Here is a 20,421-nt window from a genome sequence, read left to right on the forward strand (position 1 = left end):
CCATGGACGGAAGCTGGGGCACTACAATCATCTGGGTCGGGGTCGCGTTGCTGGGCACCGGTCTGTCGCTGCTGTTCGGCCTCTGGCTGATCGGCGCGCTGATCTGGGCCAATGCCGTCGGCCTTTGGCTGTGGATCATCGGCGGCATCTCGTGGGCGTGGTGGGTGTTGATCGCGCTGCGCGTCGCCTACATGCACCTGACCGGCCAGGTGAAGTGAGATGGGCTGGCTGATGAGTCTGCTGGGCGGCGGCGCGGCCGAGGCCGGCAAGGGTGTTGCCGCGCCGATCGAGGCGATCGGCAACGTGTTCGACAAGCTGTTCACCAGCGACGACGAGAAGGCGCAGGCGCAGGCCGTGCTGGAGAAGCTGCGGCAGCATCCGGCGGAACTGCAGGTCGAGCTGAACAAGATCGAGGCGGCCAGCAGCAACTGGTTCGTGGCGGGCTGGCGCCCGGCCGTGGGCTGGGTCTGCGCGCTGTCTCTGGCGCTGTTCTACTGGCCGCAATTCGCCCTGGCTTCGGTGATCTGGGTCAAGCTGTGCCTGCTGGCCGATGGCGTCGTTGCCTATCCGGTCAGCGAGATCGCCGGGCTGCAGGAACTGGTCTTCGCCATGCTGGGCCTCGGCGCGCTGCGCACCACCGAAAAGGTTACCGGCAAGACGAAGTAGGAATCCCCTGACCGCGACCGAGGATCATCGGCCGGCCTGAGATCCCCGCAAGGGGTGCCACGACCGGCTCCGGCCGGCTCCTCCCTGTAACGACTGGCCCCGTCCTGCCCGGCATTCTGCCGGTGCAGGGCGGGGCTTTTTTTCGTTTACGCGACCTTGGCGAGGTACTCGTTGATGCCATTCATCGCGCGATACTGGAGGGCGCCCTTAGTGGTGGGCGCCACCATAATGCGGTCATCCTTGTCGATGAACTGCAGCAGCCAGTCATAGACCTGCTTGGAGGTCGATGTGGTGTTGAGCAGCCAGACCGACAGCAGCACGCGCTGCGCACCGGCCTTTTCGAGGGCTTCCCAGAGCTTCGGGTAATCCTTGTACTTCACCAGGTCGTAGGTAATAAGGTGCAGAGTCATTGTTTCATTTTCCTCTATGGACAGTTCTTCCCCGACCAGCACCGCCATTGGCGAAGCCGGGGTTTCCGGCCGCCGACTCGCGGTCGTCCGGAAAATGCAAGTGAAATCGCCGACTTGCCTGCGGCGAGGGCTTGCGGGCCAGTTGTCCTAGGGGATAGTCTCGGGATGCTTAAACACGAGTCTAATCTAAGTCACCTGGTCGATCGCCTAGCCACTGGTTGGCGATCGCCGGACAACTCACGCGGCGGATATGATCCGGCCGCGTTTTTTGTCGCCGGATAAGGTGGGTTCCGCTGATCGCGCTTTCAAGGAGAGAAATTACACCTCTCTGAAACTTTCTTCGCTTGACTCTTTCAGAATGCGAAATCTTTGCCGAGTCTGTGCTGCGGTTCTCGGATTTTTGTTTCGCGCGCGTCAGAACGGCGCGCCCTCGGTGGCCGTCATGCGGTCATCGGGATAGGGCTGCAGCAGGTCGACCAGTTCGCGGTCGCCGGTGGCGGTCTCGGCCAGCCAGATCGGCCATGCGTCCTCGTCGAGGATCGCCGGCATGCGATCGTTGAACGGGGCCACGGTCTCGTTCGCCGGCACGGTGATGATGGTGCAGCTGAGCAGCGGCGCATGCGGCGAGCCCGCCGGCGGCTGCCAGTGCGCCCACAGGCCGGCAAAGGCCGGCATGCGGTTGCTGCGCACGCGGATGGTGTTCGGCCGGCGCGGGCCGCTCCATTCATAGAACTGGTCGAACGGCACCAGGCAGCGGCCACCCTTGCCCTTCTGCATGTGGAAGCTGGGGCCGAAGACCGGGCCGCGAGAGAGTTTCTCGGCGCGCGCATTGAAGGTGGTCAGCTTGGTTTCCGGCACCGGTTCAAACGGCGGCACCAGCCACCAGCGCATCGGCACCAGTTTGCGCACCAGGCGGCCCGGCCCCGCGCGGCCAGCCAAGGCCTCGGGCGATTCATCGCGGCCGAGGGCGATCACCGGCAGGGTGTCCTTCGGCTTGATCAGTGATCGCGGCGGATAACGCTCGGGCATGCCGCTGCTGCGCTGGGCGCCGAAGCGGCTGGCCATCACGCGCAGGTCGGTGAAGATGGCGACGGCGTTGCACATCAGCCTTCGTCCCATTCCCAGGGCTTGCGCTCGGGCCGCGGCTTGCCACGGCGGTGCGGCCGTACCGTGCCGAACACGCTGTCGCCATCGGCCTTTTCGAAACTGCCGAAGGTCCATGTCGCCGGCCGCTTACTCGGGTCGGATACATCCTTGCCGATATCCAGCATCACATCGCAGCAGCGGCCGGAGTCGCAGAGCTGGCAGCGGGCGCGGCCGATCAGCGACAGGATGGTGGCGGCCTCGCCCAGTTCGCGCACGGCCTCGGCCTTGTTGACCATCCAGTGGCCGCTGCACGTGTCGCAGACGGCATAGAGATCGATCTGCAGGCGGGCGAGGCGGCGGGCGGCGCGGCAGGACTGGATGGTGTCGACACGGTATGGCATGCCGTGAGACATAAAGCAGAACATCGCCGCCATTCTACAGGAAAATATTCACTTAGCTAACCCCAAGATGATGGGGCCGGCCGGCGCCGGTGCTACTCCCCGTTGGGGCAGACCTGCTGCTGCCAGCAGACACGGCGCCAGGCCCAGGGCGCGATTCTGTCGGGCCCGGCCCAGAGGCCGCGGCCGGCGGCCTGGGCGGCGGCGGCGCGCGCCGGGGTTTGCGGGTCGCGCTGCCAGGCGCTGCGCTCGGCCGGCCATGCGAGGCCGGCATCGAGCAGGGTGGCGTTCACCTGGCGGCCGTCGATATAAACCAGGCAGACATGGCGGCCATAGCTGTCGGCTTCGAAGCATTCGGCCGCGGCCTGCCGGCCGAGCGCGAGGCTGCGCAGGGCAGCGCCGGCGGCCTGGCCGAATGGCTGGCCGGCGCGATCCCTGTGGCGCGTCTCGGGCGCGTCGATATCGGAGAGGCGGATGCGATGCCGCTTGCCATGGCGCGCGCCGCGTATGGTCAGCGTGTCGCCGTCTTCCACCTGCAGCACCGTGCCGGCCAGGCGGTATTCACCCGGAATCGATTCATGGCGCGGCGGTTCGGCACGGGCGGGCAGGGCGGCGATGGTGAGAATCGGCAGCGCGGCGAGGATTGCAAATCGCAGGACAGACATCATGCAGCGGCGTAATCCTGCGGACGGCTTTTTGCAAACCGTCATTGAAATTGCTGCGATCACGCAGGATTGTGGCTCTGGGGGTCGCGGGTTCAAGTCCCGTTCCTCGCCCCATTAATTTTAATGGCCGATCAATGGTTTAACCGTTGGTCGGCCATTTTCGTTCGGCGGGCATTCGCGCTTCTGCTGGCTGCCCGGCCTGCCACGGTCCCCCAAACCCGTTCAACCGGTTCTGCTGCACTCTGTCCGGGCAACCGGGAGTTGCCAATGAACGGTCATATGATCGGCTCCCCGGATTCCAGAAAATATGCCGTGCCGGAGAAGGTCGGGGCAGTGCGGGAGACTGTCCGCAACAGCTGCGGCCATCCTGTCGATTTTCCATGCCGGCGAGACTGGTTCAGCCGCTGTGCTGGAAGTGGCGGATCACCGAATGCGCAGTCCGTAGAGAAACAGCGGCAGCAGTGGTAACGCCATGCTGATGAGCATTGGCTGGTAGATATCTGTTTTCTCAAGCGATCATCCTTGCAGGCCCAATGAGCGACTGACTGCTCATCGCTCCTTATTCTTTGTGCGTTTGATTTTCGACAAGCTGAGACAGTGCGCTGCAGCACGGTCAGGCTTTGCAATTTCTAAAACAAACCCGACACTGAAATGGTGATTGACTCCTCTTAATGAACCGCATTCAATAAGAACCAGCTTGTGACACAAAGGCTCGCAGAAGCCGAATAAAACGTGGAGGAAACAAGCGTGATCTCGCCCGGCGCGATGCCCGTGTGGCTATGCGATTCTGTGTGACCTGTGCAGCAGCCTGATCCGGATCGGATACTGGACTGCCGTGGGATCGAGCGCTCGTTCGGCGGTCTCAAGGCCCTGAAGGGCATCGATCTGCATGTCGATAAGGGTGAGATATTCGGCCTGGTTGGACCGAACGGTTCGGGCAAGACCACGATGGTCAATGTCATTACCGGTTTCTATCCGCCCAATGCCGGCACTATCCATCTGTTCGGCGAGGACATCACGGGCCGCAAGCCGAATCGGATCGCGCATCAGGGCGTGGCGCGCACCTTCCAGAATCTGGCGTTGTTCCGGGGCATGAGCGTGCTCGACAATATTCTGCTCGGCCGGCATGTGCATATGCAGCCCAGCGCGTTGTCCACGCTGTTTTACTGGGTCTGGGCCGCCCGCAACGAAATCGCGCACCGCCGGGTTGCGGAGGATGTGATCGATTTCATGCAGCTGCAGGATATCCGCGACGAACCGGTCGAGGTCATCCCGATGGGTCTGCAGAAGCGTGTCGAATTGGCGCGCGCCCTGGTGGCGGAACCGCGCTTCCTGATTCTCGACGAGCCGATGGCCGGCATGAACCAGGAAGAGAAGGAGTATATCGCCCGGTTCATCCTGGATGCCCGCGATGAGCGCAATGTCAGCATCCTGCTGATCGAACATCACATGGATGTGGTCACGGCCATCTGCGACCGCATCGTGGTGCTAAGCTATGGCGAGATCATCGCGCAGGGCGAGCCGAAGGCCGCCATCGCCGACCCGAAAGTGATCGCGGCTTATCTGGGCAAACGGGCTGCGGCGCGTGTCATCGAGGAAACACGATGACCACGGCAAATCCGGCTGCGCCCGAGACGCTGGTCGCCGCGCTGGCCCGCAATGCACTCGAACATGGCAATCGCATTGCTTTCCGCGAGCGCGATTTCGGGATCTGGCAGGAAGAGACCTGGAGCGCGGTGCGCGACCGTGTTCTGGCGCTCGCCGCCGGGTTCGAGATGCTGGGGGTGGCACCGGGCCATGCAGTTATCGTGGTCGGCGACAACCGCGCCAATCTTTATTATTCCATGCTGGCCGCCAATGTGCTGCGGGCCTTTCCCGCGCCGATCTTCCCGGATGTGCCGGTCGATGAGCTGGAAACCTACACCCGCTTCGGCGATCCGGCGCTGGCTGTGGCCGAGGACCAGGAGCAGGTCGACAAGCTGCTGGGGCTGCGCGAACGGTCGGGCCGGCCGCGGGTCATCCTGTTCGACGATCCGCGCGGTCTGGGGCAGGACCGGCCGGAAGGCGTGCTGTCGCTGGCCGAAGTGGAAGCCCAGGGTCGGGATCGCCTGAAAGCCGAGAGCGGACTGGCGGCTGATCTGCTGGCACGCAGCAGGCCGGATGATATCGCCGTGCTGCTGTATTCTTCCGGCACCACGGGCCTGCCCAAAGGCATTCCGTTGCGGCACAGCAATGTTGTGGGCGGCATTCGCAATGCCGAGCTGGGCGATTATTTCCGCCAGCATGAAGAGCTGTTCGCCTATCTGCCGACCGCCTGGGTTGGCGATTTTGTGTTCACGCTCGGCGCCGGCCTGCTGCTGGTTGCCACCATCAATATCCCCGAGCGGCAGGAAACCGTGCTGCAGGATCTGCGCGCCATCGCACCGACCTTCTATCTCGCGGCGCCACGGGCCTGGGACAACATGCTGACCCGCATCCAGGTTGGCATGGCGGATTCGACGCCGCTGAAGCGTCGTCTGTTCGATTTCTTCATGCCGCGCGCTATCGAGCTAGAGCGCCGCCGGCTCACCGGCCAGAAACCCAACCTGGGCGAGCGTGTGCTGCACCTGTTCGGCGAGGCCTTGGTCTATGGTCCGATCAAGGATCTGCTGGGGCTGTCGCGTGCCGAACGGGCCTTCACCGGCGGCGAGGCGATGGGGGAGGATACCTTCCTGTTCTTCCGCGCCCTGGGCATCAAGCTGAAGCAGTTCTACGGCCAGACCGAAACATCGGCCCTGTCGGCGGCGCAAAGCGAAGGCCAGGTCAAGCTCAACAGCGTCGGGCGCCCGATGCCCAATGTCGATATCCGGATCGATGACAGCGGCGAAATCCTGATCCGCTCGGCCTCGGTCATTCATGGATATTTCGATGATGCCGAAGCCACCGCAAAGGCGCTGGAGGGCGGCTGGCTGCATACCGGTGATGCCGGATACCTGGATGACGACGGTCATCTGGTGGTGCTGGGCCGCGTCAGCGAGGTGGTGCGCACCGCTGCCGGCGAACGCTATATTCCCAATTACATCGAGAACCGCATCAAGTTCAGCCCCTATGTGCGCAATGTCGCCGTTGTCGGTAGCGGGCGCGCCGACCTGACGGCCATCGTCTGTATCGATATGGAAGCGACAGGGCACTGGGCACAACGGCGCGCGATCGCCTATTCCTCCTATGCCGACCTGTCGCAGCATGATGATGTTTACAATCTCGTTGCCGATGTCATCCGCCGGCTGAACGCGATGCAGCCCGAAGGGCTGCGTGTGCGGCGCTTCGTCAATCTGCACAAGGATTTCGATGCGGATGACGGCGAAATTACCCGGACCCGCAAGCTGCGGCGTACCGTCATCGAAAGCCGTTACGACGCCCTGATCCGGGCGCTCTATACCGGAACCGGTGAGGTCGCCTTCGACGCCGAGATTACCTACGAGGATGGGACGCGCGGCAAGCTCAGTCGCGTACTGGCGGTTCGGGAGGTGCCGGTCTGATGGATGTTCTGCTGCTTTCGGAACTCGGTATCAACGGTATCTTCGTTGGCCTGATGTACGCCCTCGTCGCGCTCGGGATTGTACTGATCTACAAGACATCGGGGCTGGCGAATCTGGCGCAGGGTGCGCTGGCGATGGCTGGCGGCTACGCTACCTGGGCCATTTCCGGCCCGCTCGGACTGCCGATCTGGCTGGCGATTCCCGTCGCTCTCATCATCATGTTCGGCTTCGGTATGGCGACGGAGCGGCTGGCGCTGCGGCGCATGATCGGCCAGCCGGTCATCATGGCCATCATGCTGACGCTTGGCATCGAGATCATGCTGCGCGGCCTGCTGCCCGGCCTGGCCGGATCTGCGGTCAAGCGGCTCGATATCGGCATTCCCAATGCGCCGATTTTCTTTGGTGAACTACTCCTCAATCGCGCCACGATGATCGGGGGCGGCGTCGCCTTCGTCATGATCCTGCTGTCGCTGTTCCTGTTCAACTCGCGGCTTGGCGTGGTCATGCGGGCGGTGTCCGATGACCAGACGGCATCCTGGGCGGTCGGAATCCGCGTGGAACGTGCGATTGCGATTTCCTGGGGATTGGCTGCGGCCAGCGCCACGGTTGCGGGCGTGATCTGGGGGGCGACGCAGGGCGTCGACTGGTCCCTGTCGCTGCTGCTGATCAAGGCGCTGGCCATCGCCATCCTGGGAGGCCTCGATTCCATTCCGGGCGTGCTGATCGCCGGCGTGATTGTCGGTGTTGCGGAAAGCATCGCGACCGGCGTGCTCGATCCGATCGTTGGTGGCGGCACCCGGGACATTGTCGCCTCCGCCATCATCCTGCTGACCCTGCTCCTCAAGCCGCATGGCCTGTTCGGCCGTGAGCATATCGAGAGGATCTGATGTTCTATCGCCGCGCCGGTATCCGTTTTACCCGCTACCGCGATGAGCGGCAGATCTGGCCATTGCCGCTGGACCGGCGATTGATGCTGCTGGTCCTGCTGCTGGCGCTGGCCGCGCCTTATCTGCTGGATCGGCTTTACCTGGTCGGTTACATGCTGCCCTGGATCATCTGGGCCACTGCGGCATTGGGCCTCAACCTGCTGATGGGCACGGCGGGGCAGGTCCATCTGGGCTATGGCGCTGTGATCGGGATGGGCGCCTATGGGTCGGTGCATCTGGTGCGGGCCGGCGCGCCGCTGGAGCTGGCCATGCTGGCCGGCGGGCTGATCAGTGCCGCCGTCGGCATTGTGTTCGGCGCAGCGGCCCTGCGGGTGAAGGGTCTGTATCTGGCGATGGCGACGCTGGCCATGCAGTACATCGTCGATTTCGTCATCTCCCATGTGCCGGCGATCAGCGGTGGCGGACAGGCCACGATCACCGTTCCCGCCGTGCGGTTCTTTGGCATTCCCATCGTCGGCGATACCGCGACGTATTATATGGCGCTGGCCGTCTGCATTCTTGTCACCCTGTTCATGCTGAATGTGCGGCGCACCAGCTTCGGCCGGGCGCTGGCGGCGGTGCGCGAGAAGGATTATGCGGCCGAAGTGATCGGCGTCGACACCTTCCGCTTCAAGCTGCTGGCCTTCTGGGTCAGCTCCTTCATCGGCGGTGTCGTTGGATCGGTCCTGGCCGTCTGCTATCTGCGCAGCATTTCGCCGGACCAGTTCCACATCGAGCTTTCGATCCAGCTGGTGGCCATGGTCATTGTCGGCGGCATGGGCAGCGTGCTGGGCTCGTTCTTCGGGGCCGCCCTGATCCTGTTTGCGCCGATTGTCCTGAACAACGTTATCGGCCTGCTGGCAACGACGATGGATCTGTCGATCAGCACCGATCTGCGTTCGCATGTGCCCATGATGCTTTATGGCGGCCTGATCATCGCCTTCCTGCTCTGGGAACCGCTTGGCCTGGCCAAGATCTACAACAATGCCCGGAATTACTTTCTGGTGTGGCCATTCCGCCATGCCCAACGGTGAGCCAATCAACCGCGTATAACCAGAAGATGGGAGAGAAACTATGCAGATCGATCGTCGCAACCTGATTGCCGGCGCTTCCGCCGCCGCCATTTTGGCCAACCTGCCGGTGAAGATCGCCTTCGGCCAGGACAAGACCATCCGCTTCCTGATGACCCAGGACTTCACCCGCGTTTATACCTTTGTGACCGCGGAATACAGCCAGGGCCAGCGCGACTATATTACGCTGATCAACGAGCGCGGCGGCATCAACGGCTACAAGATCGCGGCCGAAGTCACCGATCATGGCAATGATCTGCCGCGCGCCATCGAGTCCTATGAACGCGCCAAGGGGCAGGGCACGGTGCTGGTCGATCCGCTCTCGACGCCGGTTGCGCGCGCGCTTGTCACCCGCGTTCTGCAGGACAAGGTCAACATGATTACGGCCTTCTCCGGCCGTTCCGATGCCGCCGATGGCTCGGTCTTTCCGTATATCTTCCCGCTGTCGCCCAATTACTGGACGCAGATGGGCCTGCTGATCGACTATTTCCGGCAGACCGACGGCGATTTGAAGGGCAAGAAGATCTGCTTCGTGCATATCGACACGCCGTTTGGCAAAGAACCGCTGCCGATTCTCGAAGCGCTGCGCGACAAGCTCGGCTACGAGCTGCAGACTTTCCCCTACACGCCGCCGGGCAATGACCAGTCGGCGATCTGGCCGCAGGTTCGCCGGGCGCGGCCGGACTGGGTCATCTTTTGGGGTGCTGGCGTCGGCCAGACCGTGGCGCTGACCGAAGCTATCCGCAACGGCATCCGCATGGACCGCCTGTCGTCCAGCGTCTGGGTCTCGGAATCCGATATGGATGTGGTCGGCCGCGACCAGGCCAAGGGCGTGCTCAAGGTCGATCCCTGCGTGCTGGGTCGTGAGGCCAAGCCGATCCAGGAAATCCAGAGGACCGTGATTGCCGCCGGTAAGGGATCGGGACCCGAGAACAAGGTCGGCACGGTTTATTACAGCTATGGCGTCATGATCACGGCCCTGATTGTCGAAGGCGTGCGCAAGGCTTTCGAGAAGAATCCGAACGGACCCATCACGGGTGAATGGCTGAATGCCGGCCTGCACGGCATCAAGGATTTCACGGCCGACGGCATGATCCCGGCGACCACGATCTCCACGGCGGATCACCAGGGTGGCGGCAAGGGCAGGATCTCCCGCTGGGATGGCGCCAAGTTTGTGCCGGTGACCGACTGGTTCTCTGCCAACCAGGATGTCGTTTGGACAGAAGTGAAGAAATATTCGTCCGAGTTTGCCAAGACGGGCAAGTAACCACTCGGCCCGGCGCTGCTTCGGTGGTGCCGGGCCGGTCTTTCTGCTGCCGGAGAACAGTCACGCTGCCATGCCGCTTCTCGAGCTGAACAACATCGAGGTCGTCTACGACCAGGTCTTCCTGGCGGTGAAGGGCATTTCCATTGCCGTGCCCGCTGGCGGTCTGGTCGCCTTGCTCGGTGCGAATGGTGCTGGCAAGAGTACGGTCCTGAAGACCATCAGCGGTTTGCTGAAGCCCGAGCGCGGTTCGGTGACCCGCGGCGAGGTGACATTCGAGGGGCGGGATATCCTGCGCCTCGATCCGCCCGAGCGGGTTCGCTGCGGCATCGTCCACTGCCTGGAAGGACGACGGGTCTTCGGCCATCTGACGCCAGCCGAGAATCTGATTGCCGCGACCACGATGCACCGTGACCGCGCCCATGTCCGCACCCTGATCGACCAGATGTTCACGCTGTTTCCGCGACTGGCGGAGCGCGCCAAGGCCAAGGCCGGCTATCTTTCCGGCGGCGAGCAACAGATGCTGGCGATTGCCCGCGCTCTGATGACCGAACCGAAGCTGATCATGCTGGACGAGCCCAGCCTGGGCCTCGCGCCGTATCTGGTCGACGAAATTTTTGACATCGTCCGCCGCATCAACACGGAAACGAAGGTTGCAGTTCTGCTGGTCGAGCAGAATGCCGCCGCCGCCCTGGATGTGGCGCAGACGGCCTATCTGATCGAGAACGGACGGGTGGTGATGCATGGCGCGGTGGATGTGCTGAAAGCCAATCCGGATGTGCAGGCGGCCTATCTGGGTGGCGCGCATCGCGTCGATTATCACGCCGTCAAACACTATCGCCGCCGCCGGCGCTGGCTCGCCTGAGATGCCCATGGCTGTTCGCGCAAACGCAGCATCGCATAATGAACTTGGTTCATTAATACCGGAGGCCCTGGCGTGACGACATTCCGGACTGTGCTGGTGGCCAACCGCGGCGAAATCGCCTGTCGCGTAATACGGACAGTGCAGCGATTGGGCCTGCGGGCTGTCGCAGTTTATCACCACGAGGATCGCAACGCGCCCCATGTATCCATGGCGGATACCGCCGTTGAACTGTTCGGCGCGGTCCCGACGGCGGCCTATCTGGATCAGGAACAGATTCTGTCTGTTTGCCGGGCCGAGGCTGTCGATGCCATTCACCCGGGCTATGGCTTCCTGTCGGAGAATGCCGGCTTTGCTGCCCTGGTCGCCAAGGCCGGTTTCACCTTTGTCGGCCCCGATGCTGAAACCATGCTGCTGATGGGCGATAAAATCCGCTCGCGGGACTTTGCCCGCGCACAGGGCGTGCCGGTCGCGCCAAGTATCCAGATCGACGGCACCGGCGATCTGCCGGCCGCTGCCAGTGCCCTCGGCTTTCCGCTGCTGATCAAGGCCTCGGCCGGCGGCGGCGGCAAGGGCATGAAGGTTGTTCGTAACGCCGCCGAACTGGCAGAGGCGGTCCTGCTGGCGCGCAGCGAGGCCGAGCGCTATTTCGGCGATCCCCGGATCTACGCCGAACGTCTGATCGAGAAGCCCCGCCATATAGAAGTGCAGGTTCTGGGCGACGGCACCGGCAATGTCCTGCATTTTGGCGAACGCGAATGTTCGTTGCAGCGCCGGTATCAGAAGATCGTCGAGGAGGCGCCGGCGCCGAACCTGTCCGATGACCTGCGCGCACGGATCTGTGCAGCGGGCGTGCAGCTGGCTGCCGCGGCGAAATACCGGAATGCCGGGACCGTCGAGTTCATCCTGGCGTCCGACGGAGATTTCTATTTCCTGGAGATGAACACCCGACTGCAGGTCGAGCATCCGGTGACGGAGTTTGTTTATGGCATCGACCTGGTCGAATTGCAACTCAAGGTCGCGGCGGGTGAAGGTCTGCCGTTCGCGCAGTCTGAATTGAAGCGTCACGGCCATGCGATCGAATGCCGGTTGTGTGCTGAAGAGCCGGATAAGGATTTCCGTCCCGCCATCGGCCACATCGGTCTGCTGCGTGCGCCATCGGGCCCGGGTTTGCGGTTCGACAGCGGCATCCGCGAAGGACAGTCGGTCACGCCGGCCTTCGATTCCATGCTGGCCAAGGTCATTGCCCATGGCGAGGATCGCTCGATGGCGGCGACGCGGCTTCAGGCCGCCATGGCAGACATCGCGGTTCTGGGCGTGGCCAACAACGCCGATTACCTGGCGCGCGTGCTGGCGCATCCGGTTTTCCTGGAAGGCCGGCTGCATACGGGCTTCCTGCTGGAGCATGAGCAGGATCTGCGTCAACCCGCTCCCGATCCGGCCCAGCTGGCCATCGCCGCTGCCGCCGCGACCCTGGTGCAGGCCGATCTGCAGCCGGCGCTGTTCGCGGTGCCGGCGCTGCATGCGGCTATCGGTCACTGGCGGAACTGAGAGGCATCATGCTGACATCTTTCACTGCCGATACTCAGGACCTGCAGGTCACCATAGCGACCCGGCATCCGGCGCTGGTGTTGCGGGTCAATGGCGCAGACGTCGTGTTGACCCAACTGGACGCTGCCGCCGGCAGTTTCGCGCTGGAGATCGGCAGCACAGTTGTGCGCGGCTGGCGGCTGGTGCAGGGCAACGACACCTGGCTCCGCATCGCCGGCCGTACCTATGTCTTGCATCGCGCCGATCTGCCGGGCGAACGCGGCGCGAGAGCCGCAGCGGCCAACGAAATCCTGGCCGAGATGCCGGGCACCGTGGTGGCTGTGCATATCGAAGCCGGCAGTGACGTGCAGGAGGGGGATCGGCTTCTGACCATCGAAAGCATGAAAATGCAGATGACGATTGCATCGCCGCGGGCCGGCCGTATTGCCACCGTCCATGTGGCCAGCAATGACAGCTTTGATCGCGGTGCGGCCCTGGTCACATTTGCGGCACCGGAACCGGCACGGGAGCAGGGGTAAGCCATGGGGATCATCCGCTCATCGATCCGCACCGGCGACGAAGAATTCCGCCGCCGGTACAGCGCGAACCGTGCGCTGGCGGAGGAACTGCGCAAGATGCAGTCGGCGGCACGCACCGACCGACCCCGGCGCGACATCGACCGGCTGGCGGGGCAGGGTAAGCTGTTGCCCCGGCAGCGTCTGGAACGCCTACTGGATCCAGCCACGCCGTTTCTGGAATTGTCGACCCTGGCCGGCAATATGGCCTATGACGGCGCATCTCCCGGCGCCAGCAGCATCACCGGCATCGGCATCGTGGCCGGACGCGAAGTGATGATTCATGCCGATGATCCGACGATCAAGGGTGGCGCGTGGTTTCCGCTGACAGTCAAGAAGATCGTGCGCTGCCTGGAAATCGCGCTCGAGAACCGGCTGCCCGTTATCCATCTTTGCGATTCCGCCGGCGGCTTTCTGCAGATGCAGTCGGAGGTTTTCCCCGACAAGCATATGGCCGGACGCATCTTCCGCAACCAGTCGCTGCTCAGCAAGGCCGGCATCAAGCAACTGGCTCTGGTGTTCGGTCATTGCACGGCCGGCGGCGCCTATATACCGGCGCTCAGCGATTACAATGTCATCGTTCGCGGCACGGGCGCCGTCTTCCTGGCCGGCCCACCGCTGGTGAAGGCGGCGACGGGCGCCGTTGTCACGGCCGATGACCTCGGCGGCGCTGATCTCCATACCAGGGTTTCCGGCACCTGTGATTATCCGGCCGCCACCGAACTGGAGGCCATCGCCATCGGGCGGGAGATTGTCGCGCAATGGGAACCGCAGGCGAAAACCCTGCTGCCTGCAGTGGCCGTCGAACCGCCGCTCTACGATCCAGACGAGCTCTACGGCATCATTCCGGATTCGATCAAAAAAGGCTTCGAGATGCGCGAGGTGATTGCCCGTCTGGTCGATGGCAGCCGCTTCCACGAATACCAGCCGGCCTATGGCACCACCTTAATTTGCGGCTATGCCGATATCTGGGGCTACAAGATCGGCATCCTGGCCAATAACGGTGTTCTGTTCAATGAAAGCGCATTGAAAGGCGCGCATTTCATCGAACTGTGCAATCAGAACAACACGCCTTTGCTGTTCCTGCAGAATATCACCGGCTACATGGTGGGGCGCGATTACGAGGCCGCTGGCATCACCAAGGATGGTGCCAAGATGATCATGGCGCAGGCCTGCAGCCATGTGCCGAAGTTCACCGTCATGTGCCATGCCTCCTTCGGCGCCGGTAATTACGGCATGTGTGGCCGCGCTTTCGATGCGCGCTTCCTCTTCGCTTGGCCGAATCATCAGATCGGCGTAATGGGCGGCGAGCAGGCCGCGAACACGCTGGTCGATGTCAAACTCCGGCAGCTGGAACGCAACGGCCTGACCGAGACGTCGGCCGATATGCAGGCGCTGCGGGATCAGACGCTGGCAGCCTATCAGGCGCAATTGTCGGCCTATCACTCCACCTCGGAGCTTTGGGATGATGGCCTGCTGGACCCGGTGGATACCCGTAATGCCCTGGGTATCGCCATTTCGGCGGCGATGAATGCGCCATTCGGTACGCCGGGCTACGGCGTGCTGCGGCTGTAACGGGGAGGGAGCATGACCGCAAGCAATCGCCTGCAGACCAGCATCGCCGATGGTATCGCCCGCATTGTCATGACCGGCGCCGACCGCCGCAATGCCATCGACCTCGACTGGTGCCTGGCCTTTGTCGATGCGGTCGATCGCTGCTTGGATGATCGCGGTGCACGCGTCGTCCTGTTGGAAGCGCAGGGGGATTTCTTCAGTGTCGGCGGCGATATCGATGACTTTATCGCCCATCGTGCCGATCTGAAGGCACATGTCCTGAAGATGGCGACGCTGTTCCATGTCGGCATTCTGAAGCTGCATCATGGCCCACTGCCGACGATTGCTGCGGTGCGCGGAATCGCCGCCGGCGGTGGTTTCAGTCTGGCGCTCAGCACCGACATGATTCTGGCGTCGCGTTCGGCCCGGTTCACCAGCGCCTACAGCGCTTCCGGTCTGTCGCCCGATGGCGGCCTCTCCTATTTCCTGCCACGTGCGGTTGGCATGCGCCGCGCGTTTGAAATCATGGCCTTGAATCCGGCGCTGGATGCCGAAACGGCGCTGGGGCTCGGCATTGTTGCCCGGATATATGAGGACGCCATCTTCCCGGCCGAGGTGGAGAACGTTGTGCGCGGTCTGGCGGCCATGTCGCCAGCCGCTCTGGCGGCGCTCAAGGCACTTCTGGCTGCCAGTCCGTCAGCCAGTGCGCAGCAGCAACTTGCCATGGAAGCCGAACAGGTATCGACACTGGCGGCGACGCCGCAGACGATGGCGCTTCTGGATGCGTTTATCGCGAAGCGGCGGAGCCGTTAGCGTGCACGCGCCCGTTTTTTTGCGACTGGACTGGTGTTGGACAGCTCTGCGGTCAGTCCCTGGCAGACGAGGCTCGTGATGGTGTCTGCCATGTTCTCGATATCGAACTCACGCTCACCGCGCAGGAAGGCCCAGGTGTGATGCTCGATGCAGCCGAAGATCAGGTCGCGCACCAGCGCCGGAGAGACATCGCTGCGGAACTCCCCCGAGGCAATACCGGCGCGTGCGATATCCAGTACGCGCGTGGTGTAGCGGCGGTTCAGGGCGAAGATCTGGGTCTGGCGATAGGCGGCATCGGGCCGGAACTCGGTAAACACCAGACGGCTCAGGCCGGGTTCTTCATGCAGCACCTTCAGGTGATGCCAGATCGCATGACGCAGGCGGTTCCGGGTGCCCTGGACGGCGGCAAGATGCTCTTCGTCCTCGGCGATCATGCCGCTGTACCACTCTTCGATGACGCGGATCAGAAGTTCGCGCTTGTTGGTGAAATAGCGGTAGATCGAGCCTTCAACGATACCGGCACGCTCGGCGATCTCGGAGATCGAGGCGTTTTCATATCCGCGCAGGCGAAACACGATGCGGGCCGCAGCCAGAATATCGGCTTCACGCCGTTCGCGCGGCAGACGACTTGCTCGTCGTTTTTTCGGCTTCGCCATACGCGCCTGCTCATGCGGTGTCGTGGGGTCGTTCATAATGAATATAATTCATTTGGCATGCGGGAGGAAGTGGGCCGTCATCGATGTGCCGATGGCGGCGGCAGCTTCCCGGCGGAAGAAGGAGCGGGGCGATGAGCGTCAGTCTCAGGGCATCGGGCGCGGTGCAGCATATCGTGATCGATCGGCCGGAGCGCCGGAATGCCATCAATGCGGCCGTGGCGACCGGCATCGCCGATGGCATTCGCGCCGCCCAGGCCAATCCGGATATCCGGGTCATCGTGCTGACCGGGGCGGGTGACAGGGCCTTCTGTGCCGGTGGCGATCTGGCACCGACTGCCGATGGTGCGCCCTTCACGGTCGACCCTGCGAATCCGCGAAACTACATCGTCGATTTGTTCAAGCTGATGGAAGACTGCGACCTGCCGATTATTGCGCGGGTCAATGGCCATGCCCTGGCGGGCGGTTTTGGCCTGGTCTGCGCCTGCGACATGGCGATCGCTGCCGATACGGCCACGTTTGGCACGCCGGAAAGCAAGATCGGCCTCTTTCCCATGATGATCATGCCATACATGCTGCGGGTCATGCCGTTGCGCCGCTTCATGGAGCTGTGCATGACCGGCGAAGCGATCCCGGCGCAGCGCGCCATGGACTGGGGCATCGTCAACGAAGTGGTGCCGGCCGCCGGGCTGGATGCGCGCATCGAGGCACTGACGACGCTACTGGCGGCGCGTTCGCCGACCGCCATACGGCTCGGCAAGCAGGGGTTTCATGCCATGCGCGACATGGCGGTGCGGCAAGCGCTGGAATATGCCCAGCTGATGCTGCCGGCGATGGCGCGCAGTGAAGACGCCAAAGAAGGCATGCGCGCTTTCCAGGAAAAACGTTCGCCGAATTTTACCGGTCAATAAAAAGTCTTTGAGGAGGAACCCATGGCAGTTGCAGAATCGGATTCGCAGTTCTCGCTCACCGCCGATCAGCGCGGCATTCTGGATGCGGCCGATCGCTACGCGAAGCAGGAACTGTATCCATTGGCGGCGCGCATGGACAACGAGGAATGGTGGCCGCAGGACGCCTTCCCGAAACTGGGCAAGGCAGGTTATTTCGGCATCACCGTCGATCCGGCATTCGGCGGTGTCGGCTCCGACCTGATGACCAGCGGCCTGATCCTACAGGCCTTCTCGCGCTGGAACCATGCCTTGGCCCTGAGCTGGGTCGCGCATGAGAATCTCTGTCTCAACAATATTTTCCGCAATGCCAATGACGAGCAACGCACGAAATACCTGCCGGGCCTGTGCGATGGCAGCAAGACGGGCGCGCTTGGCCTGACCGAACCGGGCGCCGGTTCGGATGCGCTGGGCTCCATGCGGACCACGGCGCGGCGCGATGGCGATGACTACCTGCTCAATGGCACCAAGATATACATCACCAACGGACCGGTGGCTGATGTGTTGCTGGTCTATGCCAAATCCAATCCGGCTGACGGCGCGAAAGGCATCTCGGCCTTCATCGTCGAGAAGGATTTCCCCGGCTTCAAGGTGGCGCAGAAGCTGACCAAGATGGGCTTCCGTGGCAGCCAGACAGCGGAACTGGTTTTTGACGATTGCCGTGTGCCGGCTGCCAATGTGGTGGGTGGTGAAAATCGTGGCGTCTCTGTGGTGATGAGTGGGCTGGATCTGGAGCGCGCGATGATCGCACCGATCTGTCTCGGCATTTCGGAGCGCGCGCTGGCGCTGAGCATCGAATACGCGCGCACCCGCAAGCAGTTCGGCCGTCCGATTGCCGATTTCCAGATGATCCAGTCCCGTATCGCCGACATGTATGTGATGGTGGAAACCATGCGGGTCTTCACCTATCGCGTGCTGGCCGAGGCCAACGACCTGGAAGTTGGCGGCGGCGGCCGGGGCAGCATTCATGCCCTGACGGCAGCATCGGTGATGTATGCGGCCGATACGATGAACAAGGTGCTCGACAATGCCGTGCAGATTCATGGCGGCAGCGGCTATATCTGGGAGTCTGAAATCAACCGCCTGTTCCGCGCCACCAAGCTGCTGGAAATCGGCGCGGGCACAACCGAGGTCCGCAAGATGATCATCAGCGGCGAAATTCTGAAGAGCTGACCATCATGAGCGAACAACCCCTGGAGCTGTCGGATGCCATGCTGGCAGACCACCCGACCAATCTTGCTGCCGGTTCCCTGGCCGGCCTGACGGTTCTGGTGGCCGGCGGTGGTGGCGGGATCGGGCGCGCCACGGCCTGGCTGGCGGCGCGGCTGGGGGCGCGGATTGTTATCGCTGGCCGCAAACTGGAGCGGTTGCAACCCGTTGCCGATGCCATGGCGGCGCGCAGGCTCGACTGCATCGCCCTGCCGGTCGATGTTCGTCAGCGCGATGCCGTCGAAGGTCTGTATGATGCCATGCAGGGGGCCTGGGGTAGTCCGCCGGATATCGTGGTCAATTCCGCCGGCGGCCAGTTTCCGCAGGCGGCGATCGACTACAGCGAGAAGGGGTGGCGGGCCGTTATCGACACCAATCTGAACGGGGCGTTCAACCTGATGCAGGTCTCTGCGCGCCGGTGGCGCGATGCCGGCCGTTCCGGCAGCATCGTCAATGTGGTGGTTTCCCCGCGCGGCCTGCATAATGTGGCGCATAGCTGCGCGGCACGCGCCGGCGTCATCGCTTTCAGCGAAGCGGTGGCGGTGGAGTGGGGACCATTGGGCATCCGCGTGAATTGCATCGCACCCGGCGCAATCCGCTCCGAGGGCTGGAATGTCTATGCGCCTGAGGTGCGGGCGCGCTATGAGAATGGCAATCCCCTGCGTCAGGCGGGCAATCCCTGGCAGATCGCCGAAGCGATCCTGTTTGCCGGTGGGCCGGCGGGCGCCTTCATCTCCGGCGAGACGATCGAGATCACCGGGGCGGGTCATCTCTGGGGCGAAGTCTGGACCACCGACAAGCCGGACTGGTTTGTCGAAGCCTCGCGATCGCTGGAACCGCGCAAGCCGTCCTGACGACAGGCAGAGCGACACAGGTCCTGCGTGCGTTTGAAGTCTGCGGGCCATTATGGTCCCCGGCACCGCAAACGGCGCAGCCGGGCGACTGCCAAAAATAACCCCAGGTTTGCATACTGGAATACCTTGGTAATTGACGTTAACTTCCGCTCGTTTCACAGTAGCGCCCTGCTGCGGTCGGCTCGCCGGGTCTCAGCCAACAAAACGAGGAGGAAACGATGCTCAATCCGAAACTGGTCGGAGCGCTGGTCGCTGCCGGTCTGCTGGCCGCCACGCCGGCCTATGCGCAGAACACCATTGTGCTGCCCAATATCATCGAACTGTCCGGTGGCGGCGCCACCGTCGGAACGAACTGGAAAAACGGCGTCGATATGGCGATTGCCGAGGTGAATGCCGCCGGCGGCATCCTGGGCAAGAAGGTGGAAGCCCTGATCGTCGACACCCAGACCAATCCCGGTGTCGCGCGTGCCGCCATCCAGAAGGCACTGGACGACAAGCCTCTGGTCATTTTCGGCCCGATCTATTCCGGTTCGGTGAAGGCCACCATGCAGCTGACGGCCGATGCCGAAGTGGCGCAGATCATGGGCGGTGAGGCCGGCGATCTGACGGCGCAGGGCTCGAAATACATCTTCCGCACCTCGTTCGGCCAGAATGTCTCGATGCCGAAGTTGGCCAATTATCTGCGCGATGGCGAAAAGGCCAAGTCGGTCGCCGTCGTCTATGTGAACAACGATTTCGGCAAGGGCGGCCGCGACGCCATCATCAAGGAACTGGGTATCCGCAATATCAAGGTGGCGGCCGATGTTTCGACCGAAGCCGGCCAGGCCGATTTCGCCGCCGATGTCATCAAGCTCAAGAGCGCCAATGCCGACGCAGTCTTTATCTATCTGAATGAAGAAGAAAGCGCCCGTTTCCTGCTCGAAGCCAAGAAGCAGAATCTGAACAAGCCGATGATCGGCGAAACCACCCTGCTGGGCCAGAAGGTCATCGATCTGGCCGGTGACGCCGCCAACGGCGTGAAGGGTCATGTCGGCCTCACCGTCGATGCCCCGATCCCGGCCGTACAGGAATTCGGCAGGAAGTTCGAAGCCAAGTACAAGTACAAGCCCGATCACAACGGCATGAAGGGCTATATCGCCGTCTTCATGGTGAAGGCTGCCGCCGAGAAGGCCGGCAAGCTGGACGCCAAGGCGATTGCCGCGGCCCTGCATGGCCTGACCATCACGCCGGACAAGACCCCGGGCATCCTGATGGAAGGCACCTGGGATGCGACGGGCGAGATCGACCGCATCAGCTTCCTGGCGGAAGTGAAGGGCGGCAAGCAGGTCATCACCCAGACCCTGCCGAAGCTGAAGCCGTAATCGCGACGATCCGGCCGGTGGCTTTGCCGCCGGCCGGACGCGGCTCCGATGCTGCGGCCC

Annotated in this window: 21 protein-coding genes; 16 read left to right on the forward strand and 5 right to left on the reverse strand. The window is 62.9% G+C overall.

Features of this window, described 5'->3' with window-relative positions; translation table 11 throughout:
• Positions 1-2 precede the first annotated feature (2 nt).
• Together AC1ROB_RS11540 and AC1ROB_RS11545 are read left to right on the forward strand one after the other, a co-directional pair.
• Positions 3-218 carry a hypothetical protein gene (locus AC1ROB_RS11540; protein ID WP_492971024.1) on the forward strand — a complete coding sequence of 72 codons (216 nt, stop codon included), beginning with the start codon at positions 3-5 and terminating at the stop codon, positions 216-218.
• Positions 219-231: 13 nt separating this feature from the next.
• Positions 232-666, forward strand: a complete 435-nt coding sequence (locus AC1ROB_RS11545) for a 3TM-type holin (protein WP_493031427.1) — start codon at positions 232-234, stop codon at positions 664-666.
• 146 nt (positions 667-812) lie between these two features.
• Here the strand turns inward: AC1ROB_RS11545 and AC1ROB_RS11550 are convergent, their stop codons facing one another.
• From AC1ROB_RS11550 to AC1ROB_RS11565, 4 genes are all read right to left on the reverse strand, one after another.
• Positions 813-1,076, reverse strand: coding sequence for a CRISPR-associated endonuclease Cas2 (locus AC1ROB_RS11550; protein WP_492971022.1), 264 nt, complete (start codon positions 1,074-1,076; stop codon positions 813-815).
• A 414-nt stretch (positions 1,077-1,490) separates the two neighbouring features.
• Complete coding sequence (locus AC1ROB_RS11555; RefSeq protein ID WP_492971021.1) at positions 1,491-2,180, reverse strand: SOS response-associated peptidase; 690 nt, start codon at positions 2,178-2,180, stop codon at positions 1,491-1,493.
• On the reverse strand, positions 2,180-2,587 hold the full coding sequence (locus AC1ROB_RS11560; RefSeq protein WP_493031429.1) for a hypothetical protein: 408 nt from the start codon (positions 2,585-2,587) through the stop codon (positions 2,180-2,182). Before AC1ROB_RS11560 ends, AC1ROB_RS11555 begins: the two co-directional genes overlap by 1 nt.
• A 68-nt stretch (positions 2,588-2,655) precedes the next feature.
• A complete protein-coding gene (locus tag AC1ROB_RS11565; RefSeq protein WP_492971019.1) occupies positions 2,656-3,228 on the reverse strand; it encodes a thermonuclease family protein in 573 nt (190 codons plus the stop codon).
• Between the two features lie 795 nt (positions 3,229-4,023).
• Between AC1ROB_RS11565 and AC1ROB_RS11570 the strand changes: the two genes are divergently transcribed.
• The 10 genes from AC1ROB_RS11570 to AC1ROB_RS11615 all read left to right on the forward strand — a co-directional run bounded on the left by AC1ROB_RS11570 (position 4,024) and on the right by AC1ROB_RS11615 (position 15,337).
• Positions 4,024-4,833, forward strand: coding sequence for an ABC transporter ATP-binding protein (locus AC1ROB_RS11570; RefSeq protein WP_492971018.1), 810 nt, complete (start codon positions 4,024-4,026; stop codon positions 4,831-4,833).
• The gene (locus tag AC1ROB_RS11575; protein WP_492971017.1) at positions 4,830-6,743 is read left to right on the forward strand and encodes an AMP-dependent synthetase/ligase; all 1,914 of its coding nucleotides are present in this window, start codon (positions 4,830-4,832) and stop codon (positions 6,741-6,743) included. Before AC1ROB_RS11570 ends, AC1ROB_RS11575 begins: the two co-directional genes overlap by 4 nt.
• Entirely contained in the window at positions 6,743-7,630 is an 888-nt protein-coding gene (locus AC1ROB_RS11580) for a branched-chain amino acid ABC transporter permease (RefSeq protein WP_492971016.1), read from the forward strand. The genes AC1ROB_RS11575 and AC1ROB_RS11580 overlap by 1 nt, the downstream gene beginning before the upstream one ends.
• Complete coding sequence (locus AC1ROB_RS11585) at positions 7,630-8,703, forward strand: branched-chain amino acid ABC transporter permease (protein ID WP_492971015.1); 1,074 nt, start codon at positions 7,630-7,632, stop codon at positions 8,701-8,703. The genes AC1ROB_RS11580 and AC1ROB_RS11585 overlap by 1 nt, the downstream gene beginning before the upstream one ends.
• A 40-nt stretch (positions 8,704-8,743) precedes the next feature.
• Positions 8,744-10,006, forward strand: a complete 1,263-nt coding sequence (locus AC1ROB_RS11590; RefSeq protein WP_492971014.1) for an ABC transporter substrate-binding protein — start codon at positions 8,744-8,746, stop codon at positions 10,004-10,006.
• A 70-nt stretch (positions 10,007-10,076) separates the two neighbouring features.
• Positions 10,077-10,868, forward strand: a complete 792-nt coding sequence (locus AC1ROB_RS11595; protein WP_492971013.1) for an ABC transporter ATP-binding protein — start codon at positions 10,077-10,079, stop codon at positions 10,866-10,868.
• A gap of 72 nt (positions 10,869-10,940) precedes the next feature.
• A complete protein-coding gene (locus tag AC1ROB_RS11600; protein ID WP_492971012.1) occupies positions 10,941-12,416 on the forward strand; it encodes an acetyl-CoA carboxylase biotin carboxylase subunit in 1,476 nt (491 codons plus the stop codon).
• A gap of 8 nt (positions 12,417-12,424) precedes the next feature.
• Positions 12,425-12,934 carry an acyl-CoA carboxylase biotin carboxyl carrier protein subunit gene (locus tag AC1ROB_RS11605; RefSeq protein WP_492971011.1) on the forward strand — a complete coding sequence of 170 codons (510 nt, stop codon included), beginning with the start codon at positions 12,425-12,427 and terminating at the stop codon, positions 12,932-12,934.
• Positions 12,935-12,937: 3 nt separating this feature from the next.
• A complete protein-coding gene (locus tag AC1ROB_RS11610) occupies positions 12,938-14,545 on the forward strand; it encodes an acyl-CoA carboxylase subunit beta (RefSeq protein WP_492971010.1) in 1,608 nt (535 codons plus the stop codon).
• Positions 14,546-14,557: 12 nt separating this feature from the next.
• Positions 14,558-15,337: an enoyl-CoA hydratase/isomerase family protein gene (locus AC1ROB_RS11615; protein WP_492971009.1), complete on the forward strand. Its 780-nt coding sequence runs from the start codon at positions 14,558-14,560 to the stop codon at positions 15,335-15,337.
• Here the strand turns inward: AC1ROB_RS11615 and AC1ROB_RS11620 are convergent.
• Positions 15,334-15,993 (reverse strand): TetR/AcrR family transcriptional regulator, encoded by a 660-nt coding sequence (locus tag AC1ROB_RS11620; protein WP_492971008.1) that lies wholly within the window; start codon positions 15,991-15,993, stop codon positions 15,334-15,336. The two genes, AC1ROB_RS11615 and AC1ROB_RS11620, sit on opposite strands and share 4 nt — an antisense overlap.
• Positions 15,994-16,124: 131 nt before the next feature.
• On the opposite strand from AC1ROB_RS11620, the gene AC1ROB_RS11625 reads away from it, so the two are divergent.
• From AC1ROB_RS11625 to AC1ROB_RS11640, 4 genes are all read left to right on the forward strand, one after another.
• Positions 16,125-16,901, forward strand: coding sequence for an enoyl-CoA hydratase-related protein (locus tag AC1ROB_RS11625; RefSeq protein ID WP_492971007.1), 777 nt, complete (start codon positions 16,125-16,127; stop codon positions 16,899-16,901).
• Positions 16,902-16,922: 21 nt separating this feature from the next.
• Positions 16,923-18,110, forward strand: coding sequence for an acyl-CoA dehydrogenase family protein (locus AC1ROB_RS11630; protein ID WP_492971006.1), 1,188 nt, complete (start codon positions 16,923-16,925; stop codon positions 18,108-18,110).
• 5 nt (positions 18,111-18,115) lie between these two features.
• Positions 18,116-19,000 (forward strand): SDR family oxidoreductase, encoded by an 885-nt coding sequence (locus AC1ROB_RS11635; RefSeq protein ID WP_492971005.1) that lies wholly within the window; start codon positions 18,116-18,118, stop codon positions 18,998-19,000.
• A 218-nt stretch (positions 19,001-19,218) separates the two neighbouring features.
• Entirely contained in the window at positions 19,219-20,361 is a 1,143-nt protein-coding gene (locus AC1ROB_RS11640) for an ABC transporter substrate-binding protein (protein WP_492971004.1), read from the forward strand.
• Positions 20,362-20,421 lie beyond the last annotated feature (60 nt).

The organism is Ferrovibrio sp. GW821-FHT12F09, assembly GCF_058806775.1.

What these genes read in the sequence shown, in the direction of transcription:
- AC1ROB_RS11640 (WP_492971004.1), top strand. Translation starts at nt 19,219, where the DNA reads ATGCTCAATCCGAAACTGGTCGGAGCGCTGGTCGCTGCCGGTCTGCTG.
- AC1ROB_RS11575 (WP_492971017.1), top strand. Translation starts at nt 4,830, where the DNA reads ATGACCACGGCAAATCCGGCTGCGCCCGAGACGCTGGTCGCCGCGCTG.
- AC1ROB_RS11555 (WP_492971021.1), bottom strand. Translation starts at nt 2,180, where the DNA reads ATGTGCAACGCCGTCGCCATCTTCACCGACCTGCGCGTGATGGCCAGC.
- AC1ROB_RS11590 (WP_492971014.1), top strand. Translation starts at nt 8,744, where the DNA reads ATGCAGATCGATCGTCGCAACCTGATTGCCGGCGCTTCCGCCGCCGCC.
- AC1ROB_RS11610 (WP_492971010.1), top strand. Translation starts at nt 12,938, where the DNA reads ATGGGGATCATCCGCTCATCGATCCGCACCGGCGACGAAGAATTCCGC.
- AC1ROB_RS11550 (WP_492971022.1), bottom strand. Translation starts at nt 1,076, where the DNA reads ATGACTCTGCACCTTATTACCTACGACCTGGTGAAGTACAAGGATTAC.
- AC1ROB_RS11630 (WP_492971006.1), top strand. Translation starts at nt 16,923, where the DNA reads ATGGCAGTTGCAGAATCGGATTCGCAGTTCTCGCTCACCGCCGATCAG.
- AC1ROB_RS11580 (WP_492971016.1), top strand. Translation starts at nt 6,743, where the DNA reads ATGGATGTTCTGCTGCTTTCGGAACTCGGTATCAACGGTATCTTCGTT.
- AC1ROB_RS11605 (WP_492971011.1), top strand. Translation starts at nt 12,425, where the DNA reads ATGCTGACATCTTTCACTGCCGATACTCAGGACCTGCAGGTCACCATA.
- AC1ROB_RS11635 (WP_492971005.1), top strand. Translation starts at nt 18,116, where the DNA reads ATGAGCGAACAACCCCTGGAGCTGTCGGATGCCATGCTGGCAGACCAC.
- AC1ROB_RS11585 (WP_492971015.1), top strand. Translation starts at nt 7,630, where the DNA reads ATGTTCTATCGCCGCGCCGGTATCCGTTTTACCCGCTACCGCGATGAG.
- AC1ROB_RS11625 (WP_492971007.1), top strand. Translation starts at nt 16,125, where the DNA reads ATGAGCGTCAGTCTCAGGGCATCGGGCGCGGTGCAGCATATCGTGATC.
- AC1ROB_RS11540 (WP_492971024.1), top strand. Translation starts at nt 3, where the DNA reads ATGGACGGAAGCTGGGGCACTACAATCATCTGGGTCGGGGTCGCGTTG.
- AC1ROB_RS11565 (WP_492971019.1), bottom strand. Translation starts at nt 3,228, where the DNA reads ATGATGTCTGTCCTGCGATTTGCAATCCTCGCCGCGCTGCCGATTCTC.
- AC1ROB_RS11545 (WP_493031427.1), top strand. Translation starts at nt 232, where the DNA reads ATGAGTCTGCTGGGCGGCGGCGCGGCCGAGGCCGGCAAGGGTGTTGCC.
- AC1ROB_RS11615 (WP_492971009.1), top strand. Translation starts at nt 14,558, where the DNA reads ATGACCGCAAGCAATCGCCTGCAGACCAGCATCGCCGATGGTATCGCC.
- AC1ROB_RS11595 (WP_492971013.1), top strand. Translation starts at nt 10,077, where the DNA reads ATGCCGCTTCTCGAGCTGAACAACATCGAGGTCGTCTACGACCAGGTC.
- AC1ROB_RS11560 (WP_493031429.1), bottom strand. Translation starts at nt 2,587, where the DNA reads ATGTTCTGCTTTATGTCTCACGGCATGCCATACCGTGTCGACACCATC.
- AC1ROB_RS11620 (WP_492971008.1), bottom strand. Translation starts at nt 15,993, where the DNA reads ATGGCGAAGCCGAAAAAACGACGAGCAAGTCGTCTGCCGCGCGAACGG.